Below are 18,601 nucleotides of genomic sequence, written 5' to 3' on the forward strand. Positions count from 1 at the left end.
CGTCGGCGTACGGGTCGGATCACGGTGGCCGGCGGGTCGTCCGCTGCCGTTGGCCCGCGACCGGGTTCGGCTCCGGGGGACCGGAGCCGTGTCGGCGCCGCTCAGCCCGCGGCAAGCATCCGGAAGTCGTACGCCCGCGGCAGCGGGGCGGCGGGCTCGGCACCGCGGATCGCGCGCTGGTGGGCGAACCACAGTTCGTGCAGGGTGCCTTCGCCTTCGCGCACGTCGGCCAGTTCGATGCCCTCCTGCAGGATTCGGCCGCAGCGCCCGGTGTCGCCGCAGTCGAGTGCGGCGCGGGCCTCGGCCCAGCGGACCCGGCCCAGGGAGCGGTGGGCCGGGGGCAGGGCGGCGAGCAGCGACAGGACCTCCTGCGGCGCTCCGGCGCGCAGCAGGACCCCGGCCGCCTCCAGGGCCAGTGGCAGCAGGGCGGGTTCCAGGCGGAGGGCCTCGCGGTAGGCGCGGGCCGCTTCGGTGAGGTCGCCGACGCGGTCGGCGAGGACGGCGAGGTTGCGCCAGGCCCAGGCGGTGGGCCGGCTCCCGACCGAGCGCGACCAGCTCCTGCGGGCGCCGTCCAGGTCACCCGCGTAGGCGCGCAGGACTCCGAGGTGCAGCTGGGCGAGCCAGCCGTCGGCCTTCCCGAGCGCCTCCTCCCAGGCGGGGTCGACCTGGTAGGAGACCGGTGCCTGCGCCGGCGCGGCCGGGGAGAGGCGCCCGTGCTCGAGGAGTTCCAGCCACGGCTCCTGTTCGGGACCGAGCGTCGAGTCCGGGAAGGGGGTGCCGGACACCTCCAGGGCGGGTTCGCCGGCGTGGGTCCGACGGTGGCGCTCCAGGGCGCCCCAGCCGGACCCGGTCGCCAGGATCTCGATCGGTTCCTGGTCCGACAAGGCGTCGGCCGAGGCGAGTTCGGCCTCCAGTACGCTCGCCGGCACGAGTGCGTCGACGCCGTCGCGGGCCGCTTCGCACGCCGCGGCCCAGTCCTCGCCGTGGACCGCGCCGGGGTCGGCCTCCAGGAGTCCGTAGGCCTCCGTCCAGGACCATCGCGCTCCGGCGGGCATCCGCACGTGTTCGAGCTGGGTGCGGGCCAGGCCGGCCTGGATCTCCAGGTAGGAGCTGCCCGGCTCGGACAGCCAGTCCTGCCAGTGCCGTCCCCCCTCGCCCTGTCCCCAGAGGAACAGCTTGCGGCCGCGCAGTCGGTCCGTCGACGCCTGGACCAGGCCCCGGCCGCCGGCGTCGAGCGCGGCGATCCAGCGTCGGCGGCCGTCGGGGATGTCGAAGAAGTAGTCGGCCGCGTCCCGGGACCGCGTGGTGCGGGTCAGGTCGGTGCCGTCGGGGGCGGGGAGTGCGACGCGCCGCACGCGGCGGTCGTAGGAGAACTGCCACGCCGCGTCCGCCGGGGACAGCACCCGGACGTCCGGTGCCTCGGGTACCGCGATGTTCGACCACCAGTACATCGGTACCGCCGTGTCGCGCGGGTTGGTGATGCGGACGTGGACGAGCAGGACCCGGGAGTCCTCCGGCAGGCACGCGTCGATCTGGTGGACGACGCCGCGGATGCGCTCGTACTCCCACATCCGCAGCACCGGGGTACCGTCCGGGCGCAGCACGCGCGCGGCGTGCAGGGGTTCGCAGGTGGTGGGGGCGTGGCCGATGGTGCCGATGTTCCACTCCACGCCGCCGGCCAGCCAGGCTCCCCGCAGTGCGAGGTTGGCGGGCTGGAACACCGGGTTGCGGAAGAGGAGTTCACGTCCGGTCGGCTTGTGGACCAGGGACCAGAGGCGGCCGCCGGCGCCGAGCAGGAACGTCGCCCGCAGGGTGGCGTTCTCCAGTACCGCGGCCGGGTGTTCGGCGGGTGCCCGTTCGCGGGTGTAGCCGTCCTGCATCAGGTACGGCATGACGGAGGGCACCCGGCCGTAGCCGATGTTGTGCCGCATCTCGTCGTCGGCCTGGCTCGCGTCGGCGACCTCGTGCAGGTCTGCCCCGGCGAAGAGGGGCGGGAGGGGGTTGACGGGGCCGACCGGTGCGGTCGGCAGGGTCAGCGTGGTCAGCCGCAGCTCACTCATCTGTCTTCTGCCTTCTGTGAGTCGGGTGGCGGGCTACGAGTTCCGGCGGTGGGCTATTTGACACTGCCGGAGGTCAGACCGGCCTTCCAGTAGCGCTGCAGCAGGAGGAACATCACGACGATCGGGACGACGGAGAGCAGCGAGCCCGTGATGATCAGGTTGTACGGCACGGTCTGGCCGCGCTGTTCCTTCCAGGCGACCAGCCCGACGGTGACCGGCTGCAGACGGTCGTTGGCGAGCATCAACGACGGCAGCAGGTAGTTCGTCCAGATGGTCACGAACTGGAACAGGAAGATGGTGACCAGCGACGGCTGGAGCACCCGCAGCGCCACGGACCGGAAGATCCGGAACTCGCCCGCACCGTCGAGCCGGCCCGCCTCCAGGAGCTCGTCCGGTACCGCCGCCGCCGCGTAGATGCGTGCCAGGTAGACGCCGAACGGGCTGACGACGCTGGGGACGAAGACCGCCCAGAAGGTGTTCACCACGTGGGTCGCCGAGAACATCAGGTAGAGCGGCAGGGCGAACAACGGGGCCGGGACGAGGATGGCGCCGAGGACGGTGTTGAACACGGCCTCGCGGCCCCGGAAGGTGTACTTGGCGAGAACGTAGCCTGCCATGGCGGACAGCAGCGTCGCCACGACGGCTCCGCCCACCGCGTAGAGCAGGCTGTTGAGCAGCCAGCGTCCGAAGACGCCGTCCTGGACACCGAGCAGGGTCGAGACGTTGTGCACCAGTTCGATCCGCCCGGCGAACCAGAAACCGTTGCTGGAGAACAGGTCGCTGCTGCTCTTGGTGGCGGAGACGACCAGCCACCAGACCGGCAGCAGGGAGTAGGTCGCGGCGAGCAGGAGTACGGCGATCACTCCGGCCCGGCCGACCCGGCCGGTGGCCTTCACTGTGCTCCTCCACGCTTGTTGACGAAGCGCATGAACCCGAAGGACAGCGCGAAGATCACCAGCGCGAGGATCACCGAACGGGTCGCCGCCGCGTGGTAGTTGTTCGCCGCGACCTCGTTCTGGGCGGCCATGATCGGCGTCCAGTCACCGGCGAGGTTGGGGGCGACGGCCTTCATGATGACGGGCTCGTTGTAGAGCTGGGCCATGCCGATGACGGAGAACACGGTGGTCATCACCAGGGCCGGCCGGACCATCGGGATCTTGATGTGCCAGGCGAGCCGCCAGCCGGTGCAGCCGTCCAGCTCCGCCGCCTCGGTCAACTCGCCCGGGATCGCCTTCAGGGCGGAGTGGATGACGATCATGTTGTAGCCGGTCCAGCCCCAGGTCAGCATGTTGCCGACGGACCACGGCAGCATCGTGTCGGAGGTGAAGTCGACGTGCAGCCCGAGGTGACCGAGCGCGGCGGAGACGGGGCTGACGTCCGGCTGGTAGAGGAAGGACCACATCAGGCCGCCGATGACACCGGGGACGGCGTACGGCAGGAAGAAGCTCAGCCGGAAGAACCGCTTGAACGGGGTGCGGCGGGCGTCCAGCATCAGGGCCAGGACCAGGGCCAGGCCCAGCATCAGCGGCACCTGGACCAGGCCGATCAGGACCACCCGGACGATCGAGGCGGTGAAGGCGTGGTCGGCCAGCGCGTCCGTGTAGTTGGACAGTCCGGTGAAGACCTCGGAGGGGGGAGCGAGCCCCAGCCCGGAGCGGCGCAGCTTGTACAGGCTCTCGTACAGGGCGTAGCAGATCGGGGCCAGGAAGGTGACGGCGAACAGCGTGCCGAACGGCGCCAGGAACCCCAGCGGGGCCCAGCGGCGGCCGTCGGTCCGGCGCCGCCGAGCAGGGCCGGCCTCGGGCCGGGACGGTTTCGGGGCGCCCCCGGTGCGCTCCTTCGAGCGCGCCGGGGTCACAACGGAGGAGGGGCTCATGGTCAGCCGATTTCCATGCCCTGGGTCTTCATCTCGGCCACGGTCTGCGCCTGGGCCTCGGCCAGCGCGGCGTCCAGGCGCAGGCCGCCCGCGCCCGCCTTGCCGAGGCCGTCGCCGAGCACGCCCGAGGTCTTGGTCATCACGGGGCCCCACCGGAAACCGGTGTCGACGCGGGCGGCACTCTCCTTGAACACGTCGAAGATCGTCTGGCCGCCGTAGAACGGGTCCGGCTGGTGCAGCGCGGGGTTCTCCAGGCCGGAGAGCGCCGCCGGATAGATCCCCGTCTCCTTGATCAGGTTGCTGACGCTGGCCTGGTCGGTGCCGAACCAGTGGGCGAACTCGACGGCCTCCTTGACGTGCTTGCAGCCCTTCAGCACGGCGTTGGGGGAGCCGCCCGCGTTGCCGGCCGCAGGGGCGGCAGCGTCCCAGACCGGCATCGGGGCGACGGCCCAGCCGCCGGAGGTCTGCTTGACGCTGTCGGCCAGGATCGGGGTGTCCCAGACCGCGTTGACGTCGGAGAGGATCGTGCCCTCCCCCATGCCCTTGTAGAGCGCGGTGTCGAAGCTCGGCACCGTTCTGACGAGCTTCTTGTCGATCAGGTCCTGCCAGAACGCCGTGACCTTCCTGGTCGCCGGGTCGTCGAGGTTCACGGTCCACTTGTCGCCGCTGACGCCGAACCACTTGGCGCCCGCCTGCCAGGCGAGACCCGCGAAGTTGTAGGCGTCGTTGCCGAAGTAACCGATGTAGGCGTTCGGGTCGGCCGCGTGGATGATCGCCGCATCGGCGGCGTACTCGTCCCACGTCCTGGGCGCGGCGGCGATGCCGTACTTGGTGAACAGGTCCTTGCGGTAGATCAGCGCCATCGGGGCGATGTCCACCGGCAGGCCGAAGGTGCGCCCGGCGACCCCGGACTGGGCGAAGGCCCAGGGGGCGTACTCCTTCGCGTAGGGCGCGGCGGCCTCCGTCGCGTCCTGGAGGGCCCCGGCGGCGGCGAAGGTGGGGAGGGTCTCGAAGCCGACCGATCCCAGGCAGGGAGCGTTGCCCGCCTTCACCGCGTTGAGCATCTTGGTGTAGCCGCCCTTGGCGCCGGGCGAGATCTTGCTGTAGGTGACCTTGATGCCTGGGTGCGCGGCATTGAAGAGCTCGACGGACTTCTCGTATCCGGGGGCCCAGCCCCAGAACTCGACGGTGACCGGCCCCGAGGCCTGGCCGGCCGACCCGCCGGAGCCGCAGGCGGCCGCGAAGGCCGTCAGTGACGTGAGCGCCATGGCGAGGGTGGCCGCTCTGAACGGGCGTGACTTCATGGGGGAGGCCCTCATCTCTGCCTGCCGCGGGCGGGACCGCCCGGCCCGGACACGGCGGTGGGGAGACCCGCCGACGCTGCGGATCGTTAGTTCGGCTAGTGTGTTAATTAAGAATGGCGGTGTCAAGGGATGCGCCGGAACGTTCTGCGAACAGGCCCCACCGGCCTCCAGAACGGGCCGAAAAGGGCATAGCGCCGCACCCCGCCACCGTGCCGGGACAAGTTTTTTCGAACGGTGCATCAACTAACATGGTCAAGATCGGCCCTGCCCTGCGCGCAGGATCCGGAGCGGAACGAGGAGACGACGTGCGGTCAGGACAGCGCGGCACCACCGGCACGGGCGCCGGCCCGGCCGGCCGCACCCACCCGGGCACGGCACCGGCCCCGGCCACCGGGGCCGCCGCCGTCATGGCCGGCCACCCCGAGGCGGCCGACAAGGCCTCGTTGCGCCGCACCAACCTGGGCGTGCTGCTGCGGCACCTGCGGGACAGCGGCCCGCAGTCCCGCACCCACCTGTCCACCGCCACCGGTCTGCCCAAGGCGACGGTCTCCGTCCTGGTCGCCGACCTGATCGAGCGCGGCCTGGTCCGGGAGGGCGAACTCGACCGCGCCGGCTCGATCGGCCGGCCGCACCGCATGGTCGAACTCGACGGCCGCCGCATCTGCGGCATCGGCGCCGAGATCGGTGCCGACCACATCACGGTGCTCGCCCTCGATCTGCGCGGCACAGCCGTCCACGAGGACCGGCGCGCGCTCGACGTGCCGGCGCTGACCGCCCGGGCCGCCCTGGCGGAGGTTGCCGACCTCGTCGCGGACTGCCTGAGCGCCGTCGCCGAGCGGGACATGCACCCGATCGGCGTCACCCTCGTCACCCAGGGATCGGTCGACGCCGCCTCCGGAAGCGTCGTCGTCGCCACCAACTTCGGCTGGCGGGGCGTACGGGCGGCCCAGGAGCTGCGCGTGCGGCTCGGACGGGACGCCCCGCCCGTCCTGGTCGAGAACGACGCCGAATCCGGCGCCCTCGCCGAGTACCTCGCCGCCCCCGGCAGCGACGTCCGCGAACTCGTCTACGTCACCGGCGGAATCGGCGTCGGCGGTGCCAGCGTCTCCGGCGGCAAACTGCTGCGCGGCTCGGAGATCGGGCACATGAAGCTCGACCGGCTCGACCGGCCCTGCCCGTGCGGGCGGACCGGCTGCTGGGAGGTCGCCGTCGGGCTCCAGGCCTTCCTGGACGCGGCCGCCGACCCGACGGACCGGGTGCACGACCTCTCCGTCGACCTGGCCGAACGCCTCGGCGACCTGCTCGACCGGGCCGACGCGGGTGACCCCAGAACCCTCGCCGCTCTCGCCGGTCTCGCCGAGGACCTCGCCCTCGGGCTCAGCATCCTGGTGGACGTCCTCAATCCGCCCAGGATCGTTCTCGGCGGGTACTTCGCGGTGTTCGGCCGCTATCTGGTGGAGCCCGCACAGCAGATCCTGGACGGGCGCAGGATCGCGCCCACCACCGAGCGGGTGATCGTGGCCGCCTCGACGCTGGGGCTCTCCAACGCCGCGCGGGGCGGCGCACTGCTGGCCCTCGCGGGCATCTTCCAGGACCCTTCCGTCGTTCCGGTCCGGCCGGCCCCGGAGAACGACGACGCCTGGCACTGACCCTGCTCCGATGTGCCCGAACGTCGGGCTCCTCGACCGACCGACCGCGCAATCCGCCTGTCCGGCCGCCCAGTTGCATCCCGAGGACCACCCGTCCGGCCCCCGGCCGGCACGGCGGACCGACCTGCCCGCACCTGTGCGGCGGCCGGCCCGACCGGCACCCCGCAGCCACCGGGCGAGCCCTTGACAGTCGCGACGTCCCCTGCCACCGTTTGATCGCAGTTGCTCTCTGACGCATGTTTTCAAGCAACTTCAGTCAGGGGTCTTTCAAGCAACTTCAGTCAGGTCCGAGTCGGATCGGTCCGAGGGACACCGGATGCCCCCCGGACCACCGCTCCTCGTCCGACCCCCCGGGCTCCCGGAGCCGGACGTCCCCCTTCACGGCCGCCGATCGCCGTAGCCCCGCCCGACCGCCGCCGTGCCGACAGGCACCCGGCGGCCCACGCGGAATCCCGAGCGGCGGTCCTGGTCGGCCCTCCCCCACCAGCGCGTTGTCCCCCCAAGGAGCTCTCGTGTCATCCCCGCCGCGCAGAATCCTCGCCACCGCCCTCGCCGCCGCCCTGCTCGGGGCCGGCGCCGCCGCCACCCCGCCCGCAGCCGCGTCGACCCCCGACCGCGCCGGCTACACGATCAGCGTCGGCTCCCCCGTCCCGTACCCGCACCCGACGGACACCCCCGCCGTCCCGTACACCGACAAGGACGGCACCTTCTGGTTCCAGCAGTCGGCCGCCCTGTACGGCACCAAGGAGCCCAGGTACTGGGACTTCTTCACCGGGACCGACTTCGACACCGCCTCCCGGTCGAGCAGCGTGAGCGACGCGGTGAATCCGGCCAACCCCAGCGACCGGAACAACGACACGACCTGGCGGTGCAACAACAGCCCCACCGGCCTCACGTCGAGCTTCGCCGTCGGCAGCGCCAGCTACTCGCAGAAGAACTTCTGCGACCTGTCGGGCATCTGGGTCGACCCGGACACCGGTGACTGGTACGGCCTGGTGCACAACGAGTTCACCCCGCAACCCTTCGGCGACGGCCTCCACTTCGACGCCATCGACTACGCGGTCTCCGCCGACCAGGGCCGCACGTGGACCATCAGGGACCACGTGATCACCTCGCCGTTCAGCACCGTCCGGGGCGACACCACGCAGTTCCCCAACCAGACCTACCACTACGGCGACGGCGACCAGCGCCTGTTCGTCGACACCGCCTCGGGCTACTTCTACGTCTTCTACGGCTCGCGCATCGTCGACAAGAGCGGCGGCTGGAAGGCCTTCCACGAGCACGTGGCCCGGGCGCCGATCTCCGGCAAGATGGCGCCCTCCAGCTGGCAGAAGTGGTACGACGGTGCCTGGTCCCAGGCCGGAGTCGGCGGCAAGGAAAGCAACATGGTGCCGGTCGGCGCCTCCAGCGCCACCGGCTACACCCCGGTCGCGGGCGAGTACGACCCGGCGAACACCGGCACCTCGGCCCAGCAGATCGCCGCGGGCACGATGCCGGCGACCTCACCACTGTTCGTCATGGACATCACCTACAACGCGTACCTGGGCCTGTACATCGGCGAGCCGCAGGACGTCGACCAGAGCGGGAACGCACCCCAGCAGTACTACGCCACCGACAATCTGGCCACCCAGAAGTGGTACCCGATCGGCAACAGCGGCAGCTACCGCACCGCCTCCTGGTACCGCTGGTTCCTCGACAGCGCGAACCGCACCAGCTCCGGCATCGTCGGCAAGAACTTCCGCACCTACTGCGCCTTCGGCTGCTCGGGCGGCGCCTCGGGCGAGTACGTGGACGTGAGCATCGGCTCGTCCGCACCCGCCCCGGCCCCGGTCGACCCGACCAAGGCCTACCGGATCTCCGGCGGCAACGGCCGGATCCTCGCCCAGGTCCCCGGGAGCTCGGCCACCACCTCGGTCGCCACGGCCACCGCCTCCGCGCTGCAGGCCTGGGTCTTCACCGGCAACGGCGACGGCTCCTACCGGATCACCAACGCCTCGACCGGGAAACTGCTCGGCGTCGACGCCTCCTCGAAGGCGGGCCGCGCGTGGGGTGCCAAGCCGATCGTCACCGCCGCCGGTACGAGCGGCCCCGGCGTCGGGCAGCAGTGGTTCGTCGTCCCCGGAACGTCCGCGGGCAACGGGTCCGCCTCCGGAACGTACCGCCTGGTCAACCGCTACAGCGGCCTGGTGATCGGGCTGTCCACGGACTCCGCCCGCGCGTCCGAGACCACGCCGACCCGCACCTGGAGCAACACCACGGGCAGCCCGGTCGGCGGGACGCGCGGCGCGGCCGAGCAGACCCTGACGCTGACCCGGACCGGCCCCGCGCCCGCGATCGTCACCGTCAACGACCCCGGCGCCCGGTCCACCAAGGTCAACACCCCCGTCAGCCTGCAGATCCAGGCGGACTCCGGCGGCGCCGGCACCCTCGGCTACAGCGCCGACGGCCTGCCCACCGGCCTGACGATCAACGCCGGAACCGGACTGATCACCGGCACCGCCACGACCGCCGGCGTCTACACCACCACGGTCACCGCCACCGCCGGAACCACCACCGGCAGCACCACCTTCACCTGGACCGTCACCGCCGCGCTCGGCGGCCCCCACACCCTCACCGCCTCCGGCAAGGCCCTCGACGACCCCAACCACTCCACCACCCCCGGCACCCAGCTCATCACCTACACCCCGGGCACCGGCACCAACCAGAAATGGATCTTCACTCAGCAGGCCGACGGCACGTACCGCGTCGCCAACGCGGAGTCCGGCCTCTGCATGGACGTCAACGGCGGATCCACCACCGCCGGCACGGCCGTCATCCAGTGGACCTGCACCACCGGAGCCAACCAGCGCTGGACCCTGACCCCCACCACCGGCGGCGGCTACAAGATCGTCTCCAAGAGCAGCGGACTCCTCCTCACCACCGCCTCCACCACCGACGGAGCCCTCGTCACCCAGCAGCCGGACACCGACTCGGCGCTCCAGCGCTGGACCGTCGACTAGCACCCTCGGACACGCCGCACCCTCGGACACACAGAGACGGGGCAGGGGCCTCCCGGCCGGATCGGACACACCGTCCGCACCGGCCGGGAGGCCGGCCGGCGCCGGCCCCGGGCGCGGACCCCTACTCCTGCGGAGGACCGGAACCGGCAACAGGAGCGGTTGCGGCCGGCAGGGCGGCGCGGATGTCACCGAGCAGCTCCGGCACTCCCCGGCCCGGAGCCGTCCCGCCGCCCAGACCTTCGAGCAGATCCGCGGGGAGCCTCGCGAGCACCTGTTCCGCCTCGCTCAGCAGTCCGCGGCCCCGGTGCAGTTCCTGCTTCATCCGGGAGACCTGGGTCCGAAGCCCCCCGAGCTGGCGGCGGTTGGCCTCCAGCCCGTCGTACTGCTCGGGGGAGAGGACGACGACCTGGACACCCTGCAGTGTCACCGTCCGGGGCTTGCCGGCCTTCGGCATCGTGATGGACCTTTCCGGATTCGGAGGAGCATTCAGAGGAGCGCCGTTCCCGCAGGCCGCGCGGTGGCGCCGGCCGTGGCGTGCCCCGGTCCGTCGGGCCCCTCGAAGCGCACGGTGGGCTCGAAGTTGGCGCGCCGGGCGGCCCGGCGGAAGACGGTGAGCACGGCGGGGCCGACGACGAGGACGGCGGTGAAGGTGGTGACGGCACGGCCGGTGTCCCAGCCGAGCGAGGTGGCCAGGTCGAAGAGCAGGTAGCGGTGCCACTGCTCGGTGAAGGGCAGACCGGGGAGGTAGGCGATGGAGCTGTTCGGGTCGGTGGAGAAGGGCCAGAACGAGAGATTGAGCAGGAAGCCGAACAGGTAGCCGGAGAACGCCCCGTAGACGGCCAGCATCGGCACCTCCCAACGCCGCCGCAGGCGCGGCAGCAACCCGGCAAGCAGGCCGACGAAGGCGCAGCCGAACATCTGGTACGGCATCCAGGGGCCGACACCGCCGGTGATCAGGGCGGAGGCGAAGAGGGAGGTGCAGCCCAGCGTGAAGCCGAACCCGGGGCCGAAGACCCGCCCGGCGAGCACGAGGAGGAAGAAGACCGTCTCGACCCCGGCGGTACCGGCGCCGAGGGGCCGGAGTCCGGCGTTGACGGCGGACAGGACCCCGAGCATGGCGAGGGCCTTGGCGTCGATGCCGCCGGAGGCGATCTCCGCGATCACCACGGCGAGGACCAGGACGAGCAGGGCGCCGAAGATCAGCGGCGGGGCGTAGTTGGAGCCGAACTTGCCGGGGGCGACGACGAACGGCCAGGTGAAGGCCACCAGGCCGATGAAGGCGGCCAGGGCGATGACCACGCGGGCCCGGCCGGGGACGCGCACGGCGGTCATCGGGTCGCCTCCGCGGGCTGCAGCGCACGAGCCACTTGAGCGACCGTCAGATAACCGAGCGGGGACAGGATCTTGGCGGTCTGCGGCGCGAAGGTGGGCGAGGCGACGATGACGTCGGCGGTGGGACCGTCCGCGACCACCTCGCCCTCCGCCATCACCACCACGCGGTCGGCGGCGGCGGCGACGAACTCGACGTCGTGCGTGGAGACCACGACCGTGCGGCCTTCGGCGGCCAGGGCGTCGACGATGCCGACGAGCGCCTCCTTGGCGTGGTAGTCGAGCCCGCGGGTGGGTTCGTCCAGCAGCACCACCCTCGGGGCGGCGGCGAGTTGGATCGCCAGGACCAGAGCCAGCTTCTGGCCCTCGGAGAGGTCGCGGGGGTGGGTGCCGTCCGGGATGCCGGGGGCGAGACGGTCGAGGATCTGCCGGGCCGTGGGCCCGGACTCCCCTCCCCGGCCGCGCTCCCGGCCCTCGCCCGACTCCAGGTCGCTCTGGGCCAGCTCCTGCGCCACGGACTCCAGGTAGAGCAGGTCGGTGGGGGTCTGCGGGACGAGCCCCACCAGCCGCCTGGCCCGGCTCGCGGACACCTGCTTGGGGTCCTCGGCCGCCTTCCCGTCCGTCCCGGTCACCCGCACGTTCCCGCCCTGGCGCGGGCCGGAGCCCTGGAGGGCCCAGAGCAGGGAGGACTTGCCGGAGCCGTTGCGGCCCATCAGCGCCGTCACCTCCCCGGCCCGCAGGTCGAGTCCGACCTCGCGCACGGCGGCCACCTGGCCGTACCGCACCACGATCCGCTCGGCGCGCAGCACCGACTCGCCCGACACCCGCTCGCTCGACACCCGCTCGCCCGACACCGGCTCCCCCGGCGGCGACGGCCGGCGCGGCGCCGGGACGGGGACCCCGGTGAGCCGTTCCCGCAGGGGCGCGGCGGCCCGGCGCGCGTCGCGCACCGAGAGCGGCAGCGGCTGCCAGCCCGCCAGCCGGCCGAGTTCGACGACGGGCGGGGCGATCACGGTGTCCCGGAAGACCTCGGCGGGCGGGCCGTGCACGACGGTGCCGTCACCCGGCAGGTAGGCGATCCGGTCGGCGTACTGGACGACGCGCTCCAGGCGGTGCTCGGCGAGCAGCACCGTCACCCCGAGGTCGTGGACCAGCCGGGTGACGGCCGCGAGCACCTCCTCGGCCGCGGTCGGGTCGAGCGCGGAGGTCGGCTCGTCCAGGACCAGGACGCGCGGGTGGGCGGTCAGCACCGAACCGATGGCGACCCGCTGCTGCTGGCCGCCGGAGAGCTCGTGGAGCGCGCGGTGGCGCAGGTCGGCCAGACCGAGCAGATCGAGGGTCTCCTCCACCCGCTTGCGCATCACCTTCGGCGGGACGGCCAACTGCTCCATCGCGTAGGCGAGTTCCTCCTCCACCGTGTCGGTGACGAAGCCGGCCGACGGGTCCTGTCCCACCACCCCGACCACGTCGGCCAGTTCGCGCGGCGGGTGGTGCGCGGTGTCCCGGCCGTCGACGGTGACCCGGCCGCGCAGGGTGCCGCCGGTGAAGTGCGGCACGAGGCCGTTGACGGCGCCGAGCAGGGTGGACTTGCCGACACCGGTACGGCCGACCACCAGGCAGAGTTCACCCTCGGGGACGTACAGGTCGACATCACGGAGCACCGGCGCGGCCTCGCCGTCGTACACCACGCCCACCTGGTCGAAACGGATCACTTGGTCACCTCGGTGGTCGTGCGGTCGTCGGCGCCGGTCACGCCCGTCGTCGGACCGGTTCGACCGGTCGAACCGGTCGCAACAGCCGGACCGGTCGGAACAGCCGAACCGGCCGCACCGGTCGAGCGCGGCGCGGGCAGGGCCGTGGAACCGGGCGGGCGGCCGGGCGGCGGCGCGACGACACCGGCGGCGCCCGCCAGCAGCAGGGCCGCCACCGGAACGAGTGGCATGGTCGGCCAACTCAGCGGGTACAGGGACGGGTTGAGGTCGGTGGCGTCGTAGCCGACGGTCCCGAAGAGCAGGGCGGCGGCGGCCACACCGCAGCCGGCCACGGCGAACTCGGCGACGCGCCAGCGGTCCGGCCGGTAGGTGGTGCGCCGCACCCGGCGGCCACCGAGCAGCAGGCCCGCCACACAGAGCCCGGCCCCCGCCAGCAGCGCGGGAAGTCCCAGCACGGCGGGGGCGGTGCCGTCCAGCAGGCCGTACACCCCGGCACAGAGGCCGCACATGCCGAGCAGCATCAGGGCGCCCGTGGTCCGGCGGGAGCGGCGGGTGGCCGTCCCCGCCCGTCCGTAGCCGCGCGAGTCCATCGCGGCGGCCAGGTGCAGCGAACGCTCCAGGGCGTCCTCCAGCACCGGCACGACGATGCTGCGCAGCGCGCGCACCCCCTTGGTCCGGCCCGCCCGCAACCTCCGTGCGCGGGCGACCCGTTGCACGCTCTGCACCAGCTGCGGAGCGACACTGAGCGACACCGTCACGGCGACACCGAGCTCGTAGAGGGCGCCCGGCAGGACGCGCAGGGCGCGCTTGGGGTTGGCGAGGGTGTTGGCGGCACCGATGCAGCAGATCAGACACGCCAGCCGCAGTCCGTCGAAGGCCGCCGAGAGGGTGGCCTCCAGCGAGACCGGGCCGCCGATCTCGATGCCCGCGTACCAGGCGGGGGTGGGGATGTGCGGGAGCGAGAACAGCAGGTGGTCGTGCGGGGTGATGCCGGTCGCGAAGACGCAGCGGAAGACCACCCGGATCGCCACCACGGTCAGGGCGAGCCACAGGTAGTACTTGAACCCCCGCGCCCACGGCGCCTCGGTCCGGCGGGCGGTGACCACGAAACCGAGTACCGCGAGGACGAGCAGGAGCAGCAGCGGATTGGTGGTGCGGCTCGCCGCCGTCGCCAGCGCCAGCGCCCAGATCCACCAGGCCAGGGGGTGCAGGTCGCGCGGGATCCGCCGGCCTCCCCCGGCCCGCGCGGAGGCGGGTCGCGGGAGGGCGGCGGCGGGCTTGTCGAGCGTGCTCACCCGGTCACTCGGCCTGTCGCCGGCGGCGGCGGCCGACAGCCAGCGTGGTCAGGCCCAGCAGCACCAGGAGGACGACGCCCACCACGGCGGGGACGATCGACCCGGAGTCGTGCGGCGCGTCGGCGGCCGGGGCCGCGTTCATCACCACCGGGCCGGCCGCGGCGGCGGGCGCCGGGGCCGTCGGAGTGTCGGTCGGCGCCACCGCGGGAGCGCTCTCGACGGTCTCGGGCGTCTCCGCCGGGGCCGGGGCGGGCGGTTCCGTGCTCGCGCCGTCCGGTGGCGGGGGCACCGTGCTCTCCGGTGCCGGCTCCGTCGGCACCGGGGCCGGGGCCCCGGCCTCCGGCGTCACCGGCCGGGGGCGTCCGGCGCCGCCGGAGGTCCCGTTCGGGGTCGTCGCCCCGGTGGACGGCTTCTTCGGAGTCGTGGCGCCGCCGCTCGTACCGCCCGAGCTCGCACCTCCCCCACTCGTGCCGGTGCCCGCGGCGCTTCCGCCGCCGCTCGCGCCGGCGCCGGCGGAGGATCCTCCCGATCCGGTGCTACCGCCGGAGGAGGCGGTTCCTCCGGCGGAACCGCTCCCGCCGGTGGCGGCGGCTCCGCCCGACGAGGCGGAACCGCCCGAGGAGGCGGCGCCGCCGGCCGTGCCACCGCTCGTGGAGCCGCCGTTGCCACCCGTCCCGGGGTCGGTCGGCGGCGGGGTCGGGTCCGGGGGCGTGCCCGTCCCACCGCCGGTCGAGGTGTTGTGCGCGCGCAGGGTGTCGGGCGCGACGGTCGGCCGGCCCTCGGTGCCCTCGATGTTGGTCCCGCCGAAGATCCACAGGTCGACGCTGCCGGGCTTGGGCTGGTAGCTCATCGCGCCCAACTGGCTGTACGACCAGTCGTTCTGGCCCGGATCCGCGTGCCAGTACGACCAGTACGCGGTGGCCGGCGGGGTCAGGACGCACTTCTCCTGGTCCGGGGTGGGGAACTGCTTGCCGCCCTGGAAGCCGCTGTAGCCGATGCGGCAGATGAACGCCGGACCGTCGTGCCCGGTGCCGGTGGTCTTCCAGCCGCCCTGGTTCAGCAGCGTGTACCCGGTGGTGGGGGTGGTGCCGCAGGAACGCAGCAGCGGACCGCCCCACTTGCTGAAGTCCACCGCCAGCACCACACCGGAGGTGGTGGTGCACTGCTCGATCGGCAGCGGGGCCGCGACCGCCGGCGTCGTGGCCGCGCCGATTCCTCCGGCCGCGAGGGCGAGCGTCGCCGCGGCGGCTCCGACCAGTCGGCCGATCCGCCGGATCACCGGTGACGCCCCGGGGTCGAGCCCGCGCGGCGGCGGGCGACGAGGACCGCACCGGCTCCGGCGGCGGTCAGCAGTGCCGCGACACTCGCCAGTCCGAGCGCCTCGCCTCCGGTGGTGGCCAGGCTCCCCGTGCCCGTGCGGGCCTGCACCGGTCCGGCCGGGACCGCGCCGCCGTTCCGCGGACCGTCGACAGCACCGGCGAGCGGTCCGTCGACGGGCTGAACGACGCTTCCGCCGGCGGGCGGGGTGACCGACGTGCCGGGGGGCACGGGGGAACCGGTGGGCGACGGGGAGGAGGAGGCGGTACCGGTCGCCGTCGATGTCGCCGTCGATGTCGATGTCGCCGTGACGGTGGCCGTGGGGCTGGGGGTCCGGGTGACCGTGGCGGTGGGCGTCGGCGTACCGGTCGAGGTCGGCGTGGCCGTGGCCGTCGGGGTACCCGTCGCGGTGGGCGTCGGCGAACCGGTCGAGGTCGGCGTGGCCGTGGCCGTCGGGGTACCCGTCGCGGTGGGCGTCGGCGAACCGGTCGGCGTCCCCGTGGCCGTCGCGGTCGGGGTGGGCGTCGGCGTGCCGCCGAGCTCGCGGCGCAGGGTGCCGAAGGAGATCCCGGTCGCGCCGCCCACCGCCTGGGTGGAGGCCCGGACGTCCGAACCCTGCTGCCCCTCGGAGGCCACGTTGAAGCCGCCGTCGGCGTTCTGCTGTCCGGCGAGGGAGTCGAGCGCCTTCGCGATCCGGGGAGCGTAGGCGGACTGGCGGAGGGTCATGCCCTGGATCGCGAGGGCCGCCGAGTTGGTCGAGTTGCCGGACGCGCCGGGGAAGCCGCCGTCCGGCAGCTGCCGGCCGGCCAGCCAGGAGACGCCCCTGTCGACGGCTCGGGCGGCCTCGTCACCGGGGACGAGTGCGAGGGCCATCACGGCCATCGCGGTGCTGTCCACGTCGGAGTCGCCGGTGGCAGGGATGAGGCTCGGCCAGGAGCCGTCGGCGTGCTGGAGGCTCTTCAGGTAGGTGACGGCGGCGGCGGCGTTGGCCGCGTCGCCGGCCCGGTACTGGGCCATGATGCCGAGCGCCTGGGAGAACACCGAGGTGGCCCAGGTGTAGTTGCCGGGTCCGGCGCAGCCGGTGGCGTCGTCGGCCTTGGCGCAGACCGCCGCGGCCAGGGCCGCGATCAGGTCGTGGCCGCCGAAGGCCCGCGGGTCGCGGCCGACGACCTCGGCCAGGAGGGCCTCCTTGCCGATGGAGCCGCCGCCGGCGTACTCGGTGCCGATGCCGGTCCAGTCGTTGACGGTGCGCTCGCCGGTGTCCTTGCCCTGCTGGTCGAGGAAGTCGACGATCCGGCGCAGGGCCGCGTCGTCCGCTCCGGTGGCGGCGAGGGCGAAGGCGCCGTCGATGGTGAGGCCGAAGTCCGCGAAGTCCGGGAACGCCTCGTAGTAGTGGCCGCCGATCAGGTTCGCCGGGGCGGTCAGGTAGGCGCTGCCCCTGGCCAGGTCGGGGGTCCGGCCCGCGGGCGCGGTCGGGGTGGTGGTGGCGCCGTTCGGGTTGTGGCGGACGGTACTGGGGTCGGTGCCGGTCAGCGCCAGCACGGCCTGTTCGGTGGCGGCCGGGTCGGCGTCGGTCGTCGACTCGTCGGGGAGGAAGCCGCCGTCCTTGCCCTGCCGGCCGCCGAGCCATGCCTTCGCGGCGCTCTGCCCGGCGCCCTGCCCGATGGCGAGCAGGGCCTGGGCTGCGGCGGCGGTGCTCACGGTGTCACCGGGGGCCCCGGCGTACGGGGCGTAGGAACCGTCGGCCTGCTGGCCCGCCACGAGCCGGTCGGCGGCCTTCTTCGCGACGGCCTCGCCCCCGCCCGTTCCGCGCAGGGCGAGGACGGCGAGGCCGGTGGCCACCGGGTCGGCTTCGCAGTTGTCCCCGGCGACGATCATCGAGCCGGCGATCCCGCCGTCGGCGCACTGGAGCACCGCGAACCGCGCGAGCACCGACGCGGTAGGCGTCACACCCGCGCGCCGCAGGGCGATGACGCCCCAGGCCTGGGTCCAGGGCGAGGCCGCGCCGTAGAAGTCCCCGGCGGCCGTGCACTTGCCGTTCTCGCCCTGGGCGGCGCACACGTGCTCGGTCAGCGCGGCGATCAGGTCGCGGCCGCCGAAGGCCCGGGGGTCGCCCTCGGTGCTCTCGGCGACCAGGGCCAGCAGAGCGGCGGCCCTGGAGTCGGGCTTCCCGGCGGGTCCGTCCGGGAAGAGGAACTCGTCGGTGTGCGCGGCGAGGTAGGCGACGACCTTGCGCAGGGCGGGGTCCTGGGTCCCGGCGGCGGCGAGGGCGATCGCGGTCTGGGCGGTCCGGGGGAAGTCCGCGCCCTCGAAGGCCCAGTTGCCCATGTACTCGCCGTTGACCAGCTGGGCGGCCAGCCAGGCGGCCGCCGCGGCGGGGTCGCCGGGCTTGGTGGAGGGGACGGTCGGGCTCGGGGAGGGGGACGCGGTGGCCGACGGCGAGGGCCCGGTGTTCTTGGCGCGGACGGAGTCCGGGGTGAAGGTGGGCGCCCCGCTGGTGCCGCCGATGTCGGTGCCGCCGAAGACCCAGGCCTCGACCTCGCCCGGCTTGGGCTTCTGGGTCAGGGCTCCGTAGCGGCTGTAGGTCCAGGTGTCCTGGCCGGCCTCCGCGATCCAGTAGGACCAGTACGCCGTCGCCTGCGGGGTGGTGGTGCAGGGTTCCTCGGCCACGGTCGGGTACTGGGTCCCGCTGTCGAAGGTCCCGTTGCCGATCCGGCAGATGAAGCCGGGGCCGTCGTGCTCGGTGCCGGTGGTGCCGAAGCCCGCGTTGTGCAGCAGGTTCATGCCGGTCGTGGGGTGGGCGTCGCAGCCACGGACCACGCCGCCGCCCCAGTGGCCGAAGTCGACGGCGACGATCGCGCCGGTGGTGGCCGTGCACTCCTCGATCGGGTCGGCGGCGGCCCGGCCGGGATGTCCGATCAGCACGGTGCCGCCCGCGGCGACCGCGACGGCACTGGCCGCGACGAGGGACGCGAGCCCCCGGAATCCGTGGCTCGTACGACTGCTGCTGGGCCTCACTGGCGACTCCCCGATCGGTCATCGGGTCGCACGACGCAGCCG

At 73.4% G+C, this 18,601-nt stretch carries 12 protein-coding genes; 2 read left to right on the forward strand and 10 right to left on the reverse strand.

Going from position 1 to position 18,601, the window contains the following annotated elements:
- Positions 1-101 precede the first annotated feature (101 nt).
- From BLU95_RS02755 to BLU95_RS02770, 4 genes are read right to left on the reverse strand one after another with little or no spacing between them, the layout of a single operon-like run.
- Positions 102-2,060 carry a DUF5107 domain-containing protein gene (locus tag BLU95_RS02755; RefSeq protein ID WP_093858511.1) on the reverse strand — a complete coding sequence of 653 codons (1,959 nt, stop codon included), beginning with the start codon at positions 2,058-2,060 and terminating at the stop codon, positions 102-104.
- 53 nt (positions 2,061-2,113) lie between these two features.
- Positions 2,114-2,956, reverse strand: coding sequence for a carbohydrate ABC transporter permease (locus BLU95_RS02760; protein ID WP_093858512.1), 843 nt, complete (start codon positions 2,954-2,956; stop codon positions 2,114-2,116).
- Complete coding sequence (locus BLU95_RS02765) at positions 2,953-3,936, reverse strand: carbohydrate ABC transporter permease (protein WP_093858513.1); 984 nt, start codon at positions 3,934-3,936, stop codon at positions 2,953-2,955. Before BLU95_RS02765 ends, BLU95_RS02760 begins: the two co-directional genes overlap by 4 nt.
- 2 nt (positions 3,937-3,938) lie before the next feature.
- Positions 3,939-5,240, reverse strand: coding sequence for an ABC transporter substrate-binding protein (locus tag BLU95_RS02770; RefSeq protein WP_231978228.1), 1,302 nt, complete (start codon positions 5,238-5,240; stop codon positions 3,939-3,941).
- 305 nt (positions 5,241-5,545) lie between these two features.
- On the opposite strand from BLU95_RS02770, the gene BLU95_RS02775 reads away from it, so the two are divergent.
- Positions 5,546-6,889 (forward strand): ROK family transcriptional regulator, encoded by a 1,344-nt coding sequence (locus BLU95_RS02775; RefSeq protein ID WP_197698703.1) that lies wholly within the window; start codon positions 5,546-5,548, stop codon positions 6,887-6,889.
- 512 nt (positions 6,890-7,401) lie between these two features.
- Entirely contained in the window at positions 7,402-9,888 is a 2,487-nt protein-coding gene (locus BLU95_RS02780) for an RICIN domain-containing protein (protein WP_231978230.1), read from the forward strand.
- Positions 9,889-10,009: 121 nt separating this feature from the next.
- Here the strand turns inward: BLU95_RS02780 and BLU95_RS02785 are convergent, their stop codons facing one another.
- Genes BLU95_RS02785 through BLU95_RS02810 form a run of 6 tightly spaced genes read right to left on the reverse strand, consistent with a single transcriptional unit; the run spans position 10,010 to position 18,559 of the window.
- A complete protein-coding gene (locus BLU95_RS02785) occupies positions 10,010-10,342 on the reverse strand; it encodes a hypothetical protein (RefSeq protein ID WP_093858516.1) in 333 nt (110 codons plus the stop codon).
- A 32-nt stretch (positions 10,343-10,374) separates the two neighbouring features.
- Positions 10,375-11,220 carry an ECF transporter S component gene (locus BLU95_RS02790; protein WP_093858517.1) on the reverse strand — a complete coding sequence of 282 codons (846 nt, stop codon included), beginning with the start codon at positions 11,218-11,220 and terminating at the stop codon, positions 10,375-10,377.
- Positions 11,217-12,929, reverse strand: coding sequence for an ABC transporter ATP-binding protein (locus BLU95_RS02795; RefSeq protein WP_093858518.1), 1,713 nt, complete (start codon positions 12,927-12,929; stop codon positions 11,217-11,219). Before BLU95_RS02795 ends, BLU95_RS02790 begins: the two co-directional genes overlap by 4 nt.
- On the reverse strand, positions 12,926-14,224 hold the full coding sequence (locus tag BLU95_RS02800) for a CbiQ family ECF transporter T component (RefSeq protein WP_093858519.1): 1,299 nt from the start codon (positions 14,222-14,224) through the stop codon (positions 12,926-12,928). The genes BLU95_RS02795 and BLU95_RS02800 overlap by 4 nt, the downstream gene beginning before the upstream one ends.
- A gap of 4 nt (positions 14,225-14,228) precedes the next feature.
- Positions 14,229-15,503, reverse strand: coding sequence for a hypothetical protein (locus BLU95_RS45785; RefSeq protein ID WP_502689792.1), 1,275 nt, complete (start codon positions 15,501-15,503; stop codon positions 14,229-14,231).
- Positions 15,500-18,559, reverse strand: coding sequence for a prenyltransferase/squalene oxidase repeat-containing protein (locus BLU95_RS02810; protein WP_093858520.1), 3,060 nt, complete (start codon positions 18,557-18,559; stop codon positions 15,500-15,502). The genes BLU95_RS45785 and BLU95_RS02810 overlap by 4 nt, the downstream gene beginning before the upstream one ends.
- Positions 18,560-18,601 lie beyond the last annotated feature (42 nt).

This window comes from Streptomyces sp. TLI_053 (assembly GCF_900105395.1).
In the GTDB taxonomy this organism is placed as follows: domain Bacteria; phylum Actinomycetota; class Actinomycetes; order Streptomycetales; family Streptomycetaceae; genus Kitasatospora.

What these genes read in the sequence shown, in the direction of transcription:
- BLU95_RS02785 (WP_093858516.1), bottom strand. Translation starts at nt 10,342, where the DNA reads ATGCCGAAGGCCGGCAAGCCCCGGACGGTGACACTGCAGGGTGTCCAG.
- BLU95_RS02755 (WP_093858511.1), bottom strand. Translation starts at nt 2,060, where the DNA reads ATGAGTGAGCTGCGGCTGACCACGCTGACCCTGCCGACCGCACCGGTC.
- BLU95_RS02770 (WP_231978228.1), bottom strand. Translation starts at nt 5,240, where the DNA reads ATGAAGTCACGCCCGTTCAGAGCGGCCACCCTCGCCATGGCGCTCACG.
- BLU95_RS02790 (WP_093858517.1), bottom strand. Translation starts at nt 11,220, where the DNA reads ATGACCGCCGTGCGCGTCCCCGGCCGGGCCCGCGTGGTCATCGCCCTG.
- BLU95_RS02765 (WP_093858513.1), bottom strand. Translation starts at nt 3,936, where the DNA reads ATGAGCCCCTCCTCCGTTGTGACCCCGGCGCGCTCGAAGGAGCGCACC.